Origin of the sequence: Dactylosporangium sp. NPDC049525, from assembly GCF_040676755.1 — a bacterium.
GTDB lineage: Bacteria > Actinomycetota > Actinomycetes > Mycobacteriales > Micromonosporaceae > Dactylosporangium.
The window spans coordinates 90,183-102,057 of the sequence record NZ_JBFAPO010000033.1 but is presented as its reverse complement, the minus strand read 5'-3'; the positions used below and the strand labels follow the sequence as shown (position 1 = coordinate 102,057).

Genomic DNA, 11,875 nt, shown 5'->3' with positions numbered 1-11,875 from the left:
TTCAGGCGAGCGCCCGCTCGACCTGCGCCGCCTTGTCCTCCAGCGGCCTGGCGACGGCGGTGCGGACCCGGGCGACGATCGCCTGCCTGCTCTGCGCCGTCAGTTGCACCGACAGGATGGCCTCCCGCAGTTCGCGGCGTGCCTTCCGCCGTTGGGTCCAGTCCCAAATGCCCCCGCCGATCTGGATCACCAGCGGGATGAACGAAGCGGCGGCCTGCGCGTTCTGGACGCCGCGTTCGACCTTGTTGGGGAAGACCACCACCGGCCGCATGGGCGTGGGGCCGCTCGGCGCGGCTGCGGGCGGGGTGCGCTGCTGTTCGCGGATCGTGGCCAGCGGCGCCTGGACGGCCTCGGCCAGCTCGGCGAACACGACGTCGTGCAGCTCGGGCACGGCGATCTCGAGGTCGGCCGGGAGGCCGTGGCGGCGGCACACCTCCCGGAACCGCGGCACGAGGTCCCGGTTGACCTGGCGGACACGCTCCTCCAGGTGTTCGCCGACGAGGGACCGGGTGTAGTCGGCGGCCGAGGAGATCTCCTCGGCCGGCTCGCCGAAGAGGAACGCGGATGCCAGGAAGTCCCGGTCCGTCTCGGCCTGGGCGAGCAGCGCAGCGCGGATCGCCTCGAACGCGTCGTCCACCTCCCGCTCCAGGGTCCCGGCCAGTTCCTTGCCGGCGACGACCGCGCCGACGTCCCGGCGGAAGCGGGCCACCCGTACCCGGTAGCGGCCGTTGACGACGAGCCCGCGGGCGACCGACAGCTGCGGCTCCGGGTCGTTGTCCACGCGCGCCTCGGGGAACACCGCGGCGCACACACCGCGGGCGAACGGCAGGCGGGACCCGCCGCCGGTGAGGATGATCTGGTCCGGTGGTGTGTGGACGTACTGCTGCCGGGCCTGCCGCAGGAGCTCCCGGAACCGGCCGGCCCACTCGTCCAGGATCGGGCCGAGGTCCAGGCGCCGGGCCGCGTGGACGCCGCCGTCCAGCAGCGGCCGCCACCGCGGGTCGCACCCGAACAGGTCGTTCGGCGTCCCCTCCTTGATCCGCCGCGCGACCAGCCGGAGGAAGTCCTCACCACCGTCGGACGCCAGCGCCCGGTCGAACTCCGGCCCGGCGGCGCGCACCCGCAGCTCGGCGGCGACCGCGCGGTCGATGGCCGCACCGCCGAGGTCGACGCCGAGCGGCAGGTTGCGCGGCTCGCCATCGGCGACCAGGGTCAGGTCGGTGGTCGAGGACCCGATGTCGACGACGAGCACGGTGCGGTCATGGGCCGGCAACCGCCCGGACCGGTCGGCGGCGTGGACGAGCGCCGAATGCGCCTCGGACACGACCTCGACCCGCCCGCCCTTGTCGCCGAGCTGGTCGAGATACTCCCGGTACAGCTTCACCGCATGCGCGGGCCACCCCGACGGGTGTCCGATGTAGACAACGCACCCGGACCGGACCGCCGGATGGCGGGCGAAGAACTCGTTGAGCAGCGTGCGGGCGAACACCACGTACGGCGGGCTCATGACCTGCTTGCCGAGCGGGCGCTGCTTGAAGTTGACCGCGAAATGCACCACGTCGGGCGTGGCCACGGCGTCCACACCGATGACCCGCCCGGTCGGGGGCCGCGTCCCCAGCGCGCTGAGGACACCGACCTCGCCGTTGCCGCGCCGGAACACCTCGACCGGACCGTCCCCGTCGACCGCCCGCCACGCGATCGTGCTCTCCCCGTCGCCGAGGTCCAGGCCAACCACATACTTCGCATCGACCAGAGGCAGCACCACGCGGCGACCTTAATGGAAGTTCCCCCGGCACACGGTCGGCCGACCGGATGACCGCGCGGTGCCGCCTCGGACCGTTTCACGGCAGGCGGGCGACGGCCTTGGGGCCGAGGGACAGCAGTTTCGCCTTCGCGTCCTCGACCTCACCCGGCCCGCGGCGTCAGGCGGGCGCGACGCCCATGTCGTAGTGCCAGATGCCGGCGTCCTGCCCGTGCCGCAGCACCTCGACGACGGTCGCGGCCCGGACCGAGGCGGGAACGTCCACGGCGACCATCCCGAACGCCGTGGCGTGCGCGTCGCAGCCCAGCGCCACGAACTGCTGCGCCACCTGCTCGAGCGTGGTCCTGTCGACCGGCACGACCCGGGACGTCCAGTGCTCGCTGTTCGACACCACCGCGGTGACCCAGAGCCGATCGTCGCCGCGGGTCCGCTTGACCCGGACCACGTCACCGCGGGCCATCCCGTAGACGAACACCGGGATCCCCTCGATCCGGAACCGGCCCCGGCCGACCTCGACGGCGTCGATCTCCTCGGCCTCGAACGGCGGGTAACCGTCCGCGTCCCGCTCCAGCGCCACGTATACGTGCTGCACGGTCGGCCCCCGAGCGTCGCCGGCACGAATGATGTCGAACAGGGTCTCACGGCGGGAACCGTTGCGCCGGCCCGGTCAGGGCATGACCGGGGCATGATCGGCACGGGTGCGGCCGGGTGAAGCGTTGTAGCATCCGCGCTGATGTTCCCGTCGGTTCGTGAGGTGCTCGAACTCGATCCGGTGCGCAACGGTGCGCCGCGGGTCGTGGCGGGGGAGCGCGGCCTCGATCAGGCCGTCCGGTGGGTGCACAGCTCCGAGGTCTCCGACATCGCGACCCTGCTGCGCGGCGGCGAGCTGATTCTCATCACCGGGATCGGGCTGCCGCCAGACGACGCGGGGCTGCGCCGGTTCATCACCGACCTTGCCGACGTCGGCGCGTGCGGCCTCGCCGTGGAGATGGGGCGGCGCTATTCGCAGCGGCTGCCGGCGGTCATGGTCCGCACCGCCGAGGAGCTCGGGTTTCCGCTCGTCGAGCTGCACCGGGGCACCCCGTTCGTGCTGATCACACAGGCGGTGCACGGGATGATCGTGGACACGCAGCTGGCCGAGCTGCGGGCCACCGCCGAGATCCACCAGCGGTTCACGGACCTGTCGGTGGAGGGGGCGGCGCCGGCGGAGGTGGTCGCGCAGACCGCGGCCCTCGTTGGTGCGCCGGTGGTGCTGGAGAACCTGTCGCGGCAGGTCCTCGCGTACGACGCCGCGGGTGGCTCGGCGGAGCTGCTGCTGGCCAACTGGGAGTCGCATTCGCGGGCGGTGCAGCCACCCGGGCGGACCGGGCACGACGCCGAGGCGGGCTGGCTCGTCACCGTCGTCGGGGCGCGCGGGCAGGACTGGGGGCGGCTGCTGATCCGGCTGCCGGCGGCGCCCGCGACCCGGCACGTCATCCTCATCGAGCGGGCCGCGTCGACCCTGGCGCTGGTGCGGCTGACCCGCCGCGACGACGTCGAGCAGCAGACGCAGACGGCCCTGCTCGCGGCGCTGCTGCGGCACACCGGGCCGGTCGACGAGGTGGTCGTGCGGGCGCGGGCGCTGGGTGTACCACTGGAGCGCCGCCATCTGATCGGCGTGGTGATCCGTCCGGCGCGTGCGGAGACCGCGGCGCGTGCGTTGCGGGAGGCGGCGCTGACCGGCCTCGCCGGTGCGCTGGACGACGGCAACGCGGGAATCCTGCTCGCGTTGCGCAGCGTCGAGGAGGAGCCGGACGCGCTGCGGCGGCTCGCGGTGCGGATCCGGGCCCTCGCCGATGGTGACGTGGTCGTGGCGGCGGGGGAGGGGGCGGCGACGCCGAAGGAGGCGCGCCGGTCGCTGCTGGAGGCGAGCCAGGTCGCGATGTCGGTCCGCCACGCGGCGTCGGGCCCGGGTGAGGTCGTCCGCCTCGCCGACGTCGGCCTGCCCGGCCTGCTGCACATGCTGCGCGACGAGCCGCGGCTGCAGACGTTCGTGGAGCAGGAGCTCGGCCCGCTGCTCGCGCACGACGCCCGGCACCCGCGGGAGCAGTTGCTCGGCGTGCTGCGGATCTACCTGGAGTGCGGGCGGAACAAGTCGGCGGCGGCGGAGCACAGCCACCTGTCGCGGCCGGCGTTCTACGAGCGGCTGGCCCGCATCCGCAGGGTCCTGGGCGCGGATCTCGACTCGGTGCGGGTGTGCCTGTCGCTGCACGTCGCGCTGCTGGCGCTGGACGCGCTGCGGGACTGAGCTACTGCATCGACAGGTGGACGTGGTTGTAGTGGTCGCCGGCGGGTGTGCCGTCGCCGCCGTAGGACTTCCAGCCGCTGCTGGGCTGCCAGATCCGTTTGTACCAGATCACGTATTTGACGCCGAGGTTCTTCGCGTTGGCCACGCACCACGCGGCGAGCTTGTTGCCGTAGGCGAGGTCGTCGCCGGTCGCGCGGGCGTTGACGAACGTGCTCTTGTTGGCGGAGAAGTCGCACGCCTTGCCGAGCGGATGGTCGCCACCGCCGCCGCTGCGATAGCAGGACGTGTAGTGGGTGAAGCCGGCCAGCCGGGCCTCGTTGTAGGCGTTGCGCATGCGCGCGGACATGCAGTTGCCGGTCGTCGGGTCGTTGCCCTTGATGCACGTCTCGCTCGGGTATGACCCGTCGGAATTGCGGGCGACCGGCTTGGTGGTGACCACGCCGCCGGTCGGGGCGCCGGTGGTGGCCCCGCCGCCGCCCGCCTTCTTCAGCGCGTCCTCGGCGGTCTTCTTGTTCGCTTCCATGATCTTCAGCTGGGCCTGCTGGTTGGCGACCGCGGCGGCGATGTCGGCCTTCTGCTGCTCCAGCTTCGTGCGCGTCTCGGCCAGCTCGCGCAGCGCTTTGTCGTCGCGGGAGACCATGTATTCGATCGTGGTCATGTCGTGCAGCAGCTCGTTGGGGTTGTTGCTGCCGAGCATCACGTTGACGAGGCTGACCCGGCGGCCACGGTACGCGGCGCTGGCGACCGAGCCGGCGGCCACCTCCAGCTCTGCCAGGTGCGCCTGGGTCTTGACCAGGTCCGCCTCGATCGCGGCCTGGTCGGCCGTCGACTTGTCCAGGCGGCCCTTGGCGTCGTTGTACTCACCCAGAGCCTTGTCCAGAGCTTGACGGACAGTGAGGTTGCTGCCACCGTCCTCGCCCGGCTCTGCCGCCGCGGGGTCGGCGAACGCGACCACCAGCATGAGTGTGGTGGCCAGGAACGTGAGGAGCCGTCGCCGTGCCGTCAACATCGCCGGTCAGCATATCGAAGCAGCGTGAAAACACCAGCGCGAGAATGGACGGTATGGACGACCTACTGAGGCGGCATCGGGGCGTCATGCCCTCCTGGATGCCGATCTACTACGCCGAGCCGATCGAGCTCGTCACCGGCAAGGGTGCAAGAGTCACGGACAGTGACGGAAAGAGCTATCTCGACTTCTTCGGCGGGGTGCTCACCAACTCGCTCGGCTACGACGTGCCGGAGGTCCGCGAGGCGGTCGAGCGGCAGCTGCGGACGGGCATCGCGCACACGTCGACGCTGTACCTGATCCGCCAGCAGGTCGAGCTCGCCGAGAAGATCGCGCGGCTGTCGGGCATCCCCGACGCCCGGGTGTTCTTCACCAACTCCGGCAGCGAGGCCAACGAGGCCGCGCTGCAGCTGGCGACCAACCAGCGGCAGAGCAACACGATCCTCGCGGTGCGCAACAGCTACCACGGGCGGACCGCGGCGACGATCGGGGTGACCGGCAACCGGGCCTGGTCCGCCTCGCCGCTCAACCCGTTCAACGTCAGCTACCTGCATTCCGGCGACCGGCTGCGCGGCGTGCTGAAGGGCCTGTCCGACGAGGACTACCTGCGGGCCGCCGCCGAGGACCTGCGCGAGGTCCTCGCCACGACCACCGCGGGCCCGGTCGCGTGCCTGATCGCCGAGCCGATCCAGGGTGTCGGCGGCTTCACCAGCGGCCCTGACGGGCTCCTGCGGGTGTGGAAGGAGATCCTCGACGAGCACGGCATCCTGCTGATCTCCGACGAGGTGCAGACCGGCTGGGGGCGCACGGGGGAGCACTTCTGGGGGTACCAGGCGCACGGCGTGACGCCGGACCTGCTGACGTTCGCCAAGGGCATCGGCAACGGCTTCGCCCTGGCCGGGGTGGTCGGCAGCGCCGAGGTGATGGAGTCGGTGCAGGGCATCTCGTTCTCCACGTTCGGCGGCAACCCGATCTCCACCGCCGCCGGCAACGCGGTCCTCGACTACATCGTCGAGCACGACCTGCAGGCCAACGCGGCCCGCCTCGGCGGGATCCTGCTCGATGGGCTGCGGGCGGTCTCCTCGCCGGTCGTGGTGGAGGTGCGCGGCAAGGGCCTGATGCTCGGCGTCGAGCTGGTCGACGCGGCCACGACGAACGCGGTGTTCGAGGCGTGCAAGCGCGACGGGCTGCTGGTCGGCAAGGGCGGACTGTACGGCACGACGATCAGGATGGGCCCGCCGCTCAACCTGAGCGAGGAGGAAGCCCGCGAAGGGCTGGAAATTTTGACCAGGGCACTGACGGCTGGTGGGAGCGCTTCCGGCTGACGGCGCTCACAAGGGGCCGAAAGGGCCGAACGGACCGAATCGGTCTGTTCGGCCCTTCTTCATGAAAACGGCCGATCATCCCGGGTTCCCCCCATGTAACAAAACGGGCTATATCTTCGACTCGCCCTGACGATCACCCGGTTGGGTCTGGTCTTCTTGGTCGGGCCGCCGGGCGTCGGCGGTTGTGTTGCCGTCATGTTGCCAACCGCTCTGACCTGCGCTTTTAGCTCTCTTTAAGATCCACTTCTTAGGTAACAGTTTGAAAACTTCACCCAACTCCTTGACAAGAAGGGCCCCTCAGTAAGAACTTTTACCACTAACAGTTAAGGAACTTTGCTGAAAGGGAGCGACATGACACCTCGCGAGGAGCTCACGACGGCGGTGCCAACCGTTGTCAGTGCCTCGCCCGTGTCGTCGATCCCAACGGGCGCCCTCTCCGGCACCGTTGCCAGCCAGATGGACGGCTTTCCGGCCATGGTCACCGGCGACAGCGTCCTGGCGAAGGTCCGGGCGCAACTGCCCGAGCTCACCGGCGCCCTGCAGCGGGTCGCCGAGCTGATCCTCGCCGACCCCGCCGCCGCGGCCCGCTCGACGATCGTCGAGCTCGCCGAGCGCAGCGGCACCTCGCCGGCCACCGTGACCCGCTTCTGCCGGGCCCTCGGCTTCGTCGGCTACGCCGAGTTGCGGCTGGCCATCGCCGGCGAGACCGGCCGCGCGTCAAGGACCGGCGGCTGGACGATGGACATCGGCCGCGAGATCCAGCCGACCGACCCCCTGCAGCGTGTCCTCGGCCAGATCATGGCCGCCGACACCCAGGCGATGCACGACACCGCCTCGCTGCTGGACCTCACCGAGGTCGAGCGCGCCGCGGAAGCCATCGCCCGGGCGGACCGGGTCGACATCTACGGCGCCAGCGGCAGTGCCCTCGTCGGTGGCGAGATGCAGTTCTGCCTGCACCGCATCGGCATCGCCGCATGGGCGTGGGCCGACGTGCACAACGGCCTGGCCAGCGCCTCGCTGCTGAAGCCCGGTGACGTGGCGCTGGGCGTCTCGCACAGCGGCCAGACCCGCGAGACCATCGAGATGATCGCCGAGGCGAGCAGCCGGGGCGCGACCACGATCGCGCTGACCAGCTTCCCGCGCTCGCCGCTCGCCGAGGTCGCCGACATCGTCATGCTCACCGCGACGCAGGCGACGACCTTCCGGCCCGATGCCCTTTCCGCCCGGCACCCCCAGCTGGTGGTGCTGGACCTGCTGTACATCGCGGTGGCGCAGCGCACGCACGAACGCGCGCACGCGGCCTTCAGTGTCACCGCGCAGGCGGTCGCCGGTCACCGGTCGGCCAGTGGAAAAGAGGCATCAGCATGACCGTTACCGCCCACGGCTATGTCTCCGCGATCCAGGCGGTCATCGACCGGATCGTCGTCACCCAGGCCGGCAACGTCAGCCAGGCGGCCGACCACATCGTCACCGCGCTGCGCGCCGGTGGCCTCCTCCAAGCGTTCGGCACCGGGCACTCCGAGGCGGTGGCGGTGGACTTCGCCGGCCGCGCCGGCGGGCTCGTGCCGACGAACAAGATCCTCCTCCGGGACCTGGTGCTCTACGGGGGCCAGGACCCGCTGATCCTCGAGGACGAGAAGCTGGAACGCGATCCCCGGATCGCCGCCCAGCTGTACGAGATCGCCGCGCCGCGTCCAGAAGACGTGTTCGTGATGGCCTCACAGTCCGGGATCAACGGGGGGATCGTCGAGATGGCGCTGCTGATCAAGCAGCGCGGACACAAGTTGATCGCAATCACGTCGGTCGAGCACACCGAACGGGTGTCCCCCAGGCACCCCTCGGGCAAGCGACTCGCCGATATTGCCGACGTCGTGCTGGACAACGGCGCGCCGTACGGCGACGCACTGCTGTCGCTGGAAAGCGGCGGCGCGGTCTGCCCGGTCTCTTCGGTCACCAACGCGCTCATGGCGCAGCTGGTGGTCGCCGAGGTCGTGCGACGCATCGAGGCTGCGGGCGAGGTGGCTCCCGTCTACCTGTCCGCAAACGTCCCCGGCGGGGACGAGCACAACCACACCCTCGAGTCGCGGTACGCCGGACGTGTCCGGCGCACCGCCTGACCCGAACCGAGGAGACAGATCATGTCCGTTACCCCCGAGTCCCCGTCGCAGCCAATCGCGCTCTCGCGGCGGACCGTCCTCCAGCGCGCAGCCGTCGCCGGCCTCGTCGCCACGCCCGCGGTGGGCCTGCTCGCCGCGTGTGCCGACAGCGGCAGCGACGAGGAGCCGGGCACCAGCAACACCGGTGCCACCAGCGCGACCAACCCGCTGGGCGCCCCCGAGGACCAGCCGATCAACGTCGTCATCTTCAACGGCGGCTACGGCGACAAGTACGCCACGGACGTCCACGAGCCGCTGTACAAGAAGGCTCACCCGAAGTCCGAGGTGAAGCACCAGTCCAGCCAGGCCATCTCCACCCTGGTGCAGCCCCTGATCGCGGGCGGCAACGCGCCGGAGTTCGTGAACAACTCCGGTGAGAAGTCGCTGGACTTCGGCGCGCTCGTCGCCGACGGCCAGCTGCAGGACCTGACCGCGCTGTTCGACGCGCCGTCGGTGGACGACCCGTCCAAGAAGGTCCGGGACACCCTGGTCCCCGGCACCGTGGACACCGGCTCGTTCAACGGCAAGCCGTACGTCCTGTACTACGTGTCGACCGTGTTCGGCATCTGGTACTCGGGCAAGCTCTTCACGGACAAGGGCTGGAAGCCGGCCTCGACGTGGAGCGAGTTCACCGCGCTCTGCGACGAGATCAAGAAGGCCGGCATCGCGCCGTACGCCTACGCCGGTGCGAACGCCGCGTACTACCAGTGGAACGTCATCCTCACCAGCGCCGCGAAGATCGGTGGCGCCGATGTCCTCAAGAACATCGACAACCTCGAGGACGGTGCCTGGAAGGTCGACGCCGTCAAGCAGGCTGCCACGGCGTGGGCCGAGATCGGCGCCAAGTACAACCTGCAGGGTGCCGAGGGTCTGAAGCACACCGACGTCCAGCTCAAGCAGAACCAGGGCCAGCTGGCGTTCTACCCCTCCGGTGACTGGCTCGAGAACGAGCAGAAGAAGGACACACCCGAGGGCTTCAAGTACCAGATGATGACCACCCCGTCCGTCACCACCTCGGACAAGCTCAAGTCGACGGCGCTGCGCGCGACCGCCGGCGAGGGCTACATGGTCCTGGCGAAGAGCAAGAACCCCAAGGGCGGCCTGGAGTACATGCGCCAGATGCTGTCGAAGGCCGGCGGCAAGGGCTTCACCGAGGTCGTCAAGGCGCCTACCGTGGTTCTGGGCAGCACCGAGGGCCTGACCTTCACCCCCGGCACGCAGTCGTCGCAGGACGCGCTGAAGGCGGCCGGCCAGGAGGTCTTCAACCTGTTCTTCGATGGCTGGTACAAGGACCTCGACAAGGAGGCCCGCACCGCCACCAACGAGCTGATGTTCGGTCGCATCAAGGCCGACCAGTTCGTCGAGCGTATCCAGAAGAAGGCCGACGAGATCAAGAAGGACTCGTCGATCACCAAGTTCAAGCGCTGATCGGAGCCTGATCATGCGGCATGGGAGAGTCCCCTTCATTCTGGGGTTCCTGGTTGCGCCGGTAACGCTCTACTCGTACTTCGTCCTGTGGCCGTACGTGCAGACGATCAATCTGTCGTTCTACCAGTGGCGCGGCTTCACCAAGAAGCGATGGGTCGGGCTGGAGAACTATGATCGAATGCTGCACGCCGACCGGTTCTACCAGGCGTTGGAGCACCACGCAGTCATTCTCATCCTCCTGCCGCTGGCCACGATCGCATTCGCCCTGTTCTTTGCCTTCCTTCTCAACGTGGGGGGCAAAGGCAGGGGTGGCAAGACGGCGGGGGTCTGGGGGTCGAGCTTCTACCGGGTGGTGTTCTTCCTCCCCCAGGTCCTCGCTGTGCCGGTCATCGGCGTGCTCTTCGCGACGGTGTACCGGCCCAACGAGTCCGGTCTGATCAACGGCGTGCTGTTGCGCGCCGGGCTGGAAAAGCCGGTCGGGTTCCTGATCGAGAAGAACCTCGCACTGCCCGCGCTCATCGCCGTGCTGGTCTGGCAGGCGGTCGGCTTCTACGTGGTCCTCTTCTCCGCCGGCATGGCCAACATCCCGGCCGAGATCTACGAGGCCGCCGAGCTCGACGGTGCGTCGAAGGTGTCGCTGTTCTTCCGCGTCACGCTGCCGCTGCTCTGGGACACGATCCAGACCGCGTGGGTCTACCTCGGCATCCTGGCCTTCGACGCGTTCGCCATCGTCTCGGTCCTCGCCCAGGACAACGGCGGCCCCGACGGCGCCACGACCGTGCTGGGCCTGGAGATCTACAACAACATGCAGCAGAACCGCTACGGCGACGCGGCCACCTATGGCGTCGCGCTGTGCGTGCTGTCCCTGGTGTTCGCCGCGTTCACGCTGCGGCTCACCCGTCGTGAGTCCTACGAGTACTGAGAGGCCGAGACATGACCACAACCATCGGCCGCGACGCGCCGGGTCAGCGCAGCGGGCAGCACGGCTCCCGCGCGGTAGCGAAGGGCGAGCGTCCGCGCCGCAAACTCAATGTGGCCGGCGGCATCGGCCACGTGTTCCTCGCCGTCTGGGCGTTGATGATCATCATCCCGCTGGCCTGGGTGTTCCTGGCGTCGTTCAAGAACACGACCGAGATCTTCGCTACGCCGTGGACCATCCCGGACCACCTGCGCTGGGAGAACTGGGGCCGGGCGTGGACCAAGGCGCACGTCGGCCGCTACGTGCTGAACAGCGTCTTCGTCGTCACGCTCGCGACGGCCGGCACGATGCTGCTCAGCTCCATGGCCGCCTACGTGCTCGCCCGGTACAAGTTCGTGGGCAACCGGGTCGTCTACTTCCTGTTCGTGGCCGGCATCGCGTTCCCGCCGTTCCTCGCGGTCGTGCCGCTGTTCTTCCAGGTCAAGCAGCTCGGCCTGCTCAACACGTACACCGGCCTGATCATCGTCTACATCGCCTACTCGCTGCCGTTCACGATCTTCTTCCTGACCTCGTTCTTCAGGTCACTGCCGAACACCGTGGCCGAGGCGGCGACGATCGACGGTGCCTCGCACACCCGGCTGTTCTTCTCGGTCATGTTGCCCATGGCCAAGCCGGGCCTGATCAGCCTCACGATCTTCAACCTCATCGGCCAGTGGGGGCAGTTCCTGCTGCCCCTGGTGCTGATGGCCGGCGCGAAGGACAAATGGGTCCTGACCCAGGGCATCCAGGACATCTCCACCTCCGCCGGCTATGAGGCCGACTGGTCGGGCCTCTTCGCCGCCCTGACGATCTCGATCCTGCCGATGATCGTGATGTACATGGTCTTCCAGCGGCAGATCCAGGCCGGCCTCACCGCCGGCGCAGTGAAGTAACACACCCGAAGCTCGTGCACCCCCGGCGGTTTGCAGAAAACTGTCGGGGGTGTGCGATGT

10 protein-coding genes are annotated in these 11,875 nt (G+C 69.4%); 7 read left to right on the top strand and 3 right to left on the bottom strand.

Translation table 11 applies throughout. The features are described 5' to 3' along the window. Position 1: 1 nt before the first annotated feature. The gene (locus AB0K00_RS36085; protein ID WP_363530087.1) at positions 2–1,765 is read right to left on the bottom strand and encodes a hypothetical protein; all 1,764 of its coding nucleotides are present in this window, start codon (positions 1,763–1,765) and stop codon (positions 2–4) included. Positions 1,766–1,922: 157 nt separating this feature from the next. Next, positions 1,923–2,354: a DUF4265 domain-containing protein gene (locus AB0K00_RS36080; RefSeq protein WP_363530085.1), complete on the bottom strand. Its 432-nt coding sequence runs from the start codon at positions 2,352–2,354 to the stop codon at positions 1,923–1,925. Between the two features lie 141 nt (positions 2,355–2,495). Between AB0K00_RS36080 and AB0K00_RS36075 the strand changes: the two genes are divergently transcribed. Continuing rightward, positions 2,496–4,049, top strand: a complete 1,554-nt coding sequence (locus AB0K00_RS36075; RefSeq protein WP_363530082.1) for a PucR family transcriptional regulator ligand-binding domain-containing protein — start codon at positions 2,496–2,498, stop codon at positions 4,047–4,049. Between the two features lies 1 nt (position 4,050). On the opposite strand, the gene AB0K00_RS36070 is transcribed toward AB0K00_RS36075, so the two are convergent. Then, complete coding sequence (locus AB0K00_RS36070; RefSeq protein ID WP_363530080.1) at positions 4,051–5,058, bottom strand: hypothetical protein; 1,008 nt, start codon at positions 5,056–5,058, stop codon at positions 4,051–4,053. A gap of 53 nt (positions 5,059–5,111) precedes the next feature. On the opposite strand from AB0K00_RS36070, the gene AB0K00_RS36065 reads away from it, so the two are divergent. The 6 genes from AB0K00_RS36065 to AB0K00_RS36040 all read left to right on the top strand — a co-directional run bounded on the left by AB0K00_RS36065 (position 5,112) and on the right by AB0K00_RS36040 (position 11,815). Next, positions 5,112–6,380: an aspartate aminotransferase family protein gene (locus AB0K00_RS36065; RefSeq protein WP_363530077.1), complete on the top strand. Its 1,269-nt coding sequence runs from the start codon at positions 5,112–5,114 to the stop codon at positions 6,378–6,380. 456 nt (positions 6,381–6,836) lie between these two features. Continuing rightward, entirely contained in the window at positions 6,837–7,748 is a 912-nt protein-coding gene (locus AB0K00_RS36060; RefSeq protein ID WP_363530074.1) for a MurR/RpiR family transcriptional regulator, read from the top strand. Continuing rightward, on the top strand, positions 7,745–8,497 hold the full coding sequence (locus AB0K00_RS36055; RefSeq protein ID WP_363530071.1) for an SIS domain-containing protein: 753 nt from the start codon (positions 7,745–7,747) through the stop codon (positions 8,495–8,497). Before AB0K00_RS36060 ends, AB0K00_RS36055 begins: the two co-directional genes overlap by 4 nt. A gap of 21 nt (positions 8,498–8,518) precedes the next feature. Beyond that, positions 8,519–9,964 (top strand): N-acetylglucosamine/diacetylchitobiose ABC transporter substrate-binding protein, encoded by a 1,446-nt coding sequence (ngcE, locus tag AB0K00_RS36050; RefSeq protein ID WP_363530068.1) that lies wholly within the window; start codon positions 8,519–8,521, stop codon positions 9,962–9,964. A 13-nt stretch (positions 9,965–9,977) separates the two neighbouring features. Beyond that, on the top strand, positions 9,978–10,886 hold the full coding sequence (locus AB0K00_RS36045; protein WP_363530065.1) for a sugar ABC transporter permease: 909 nt from the start codon (positions 9,978–9,980) through the stop codon (positions 10,884–10,886). An 11-nt stretch (positions 10,887–10,897) separates the two neighbouring features. Beyond that, positions 10,898–11,815 (top strand): carbohydrate ABC transporter permease, encoded by a 918-nt coding sequence (locus tag AB0K00_RS36040; protein ID WP_363530062.1) that lies wholly within the window; start codon positions 10,898–10,900, stop codon positions 11,813–11,815. Positions 11,816–11,875 lie beyond the last annotated feature (60 nt).

Excerpts from the sequence above, each read along its gene's own strand:
- ngcE (WP_363530068.1), top strand. The coding sequence starts at position 8,519 with ATGTCCGTTACCCCCGAGTCCCCGTCGCAGCCAATCGCGCTCTCGCGG.
- AB0K00_RS36045 (WP_363530065.1), top strand. The coding sequence starts at position 9,978 with ATGCGGCATGGGAGAGTCCCCTTCATTCTGGGGTTCCTGGTTGCGCCG.
- AB0K00_RS36060 (WP_363530074.1), top strand. The coding sequence starts at position 6,837 with ATGGACGGCTTTCCGGCCATGGTCACCGGCGACAGCGTCCTGGCGAAG.
- AB0K00_RS36065 (WP_363530077.1), top strand. The coding sequence starts at position 5,112 with ATGGACGACCTACTGAGGCGGCATCGGGGCGTCATGCCCTCCTGGATG.
- AB0K00_RS36075 (WP_363530082.1), top strand. The coding sequence starts at position 2,496 with ATGTTCCCGTCGGTTCGTGAGGTGCTCGAACTCGATCCGGTGCGCAAC.
- AB0K00_RS36055 (WP_363530071.1), top strand. The coding sequence starts at position 7,745 with ATGACCGTTACCGCCCACGGCTATGTCTCCGCGATCCAGGCGGTCATC.
- AB0K00_RS36040 (WP_363530062.1), top strand. The coding sequence starts at position 10,898 with ATGACCACAACCATCGGCCGCGACGCGCCGGGTCAGCGCAGCGGGCAG.
- AB0K00_RS36070 (WP_363530080.1), bottom strand. The coding sequence starts at position 5,058 with ATGTTGACGGCACGGCGACGGCTCCTCACGTTCCTGGCCACCACACTC.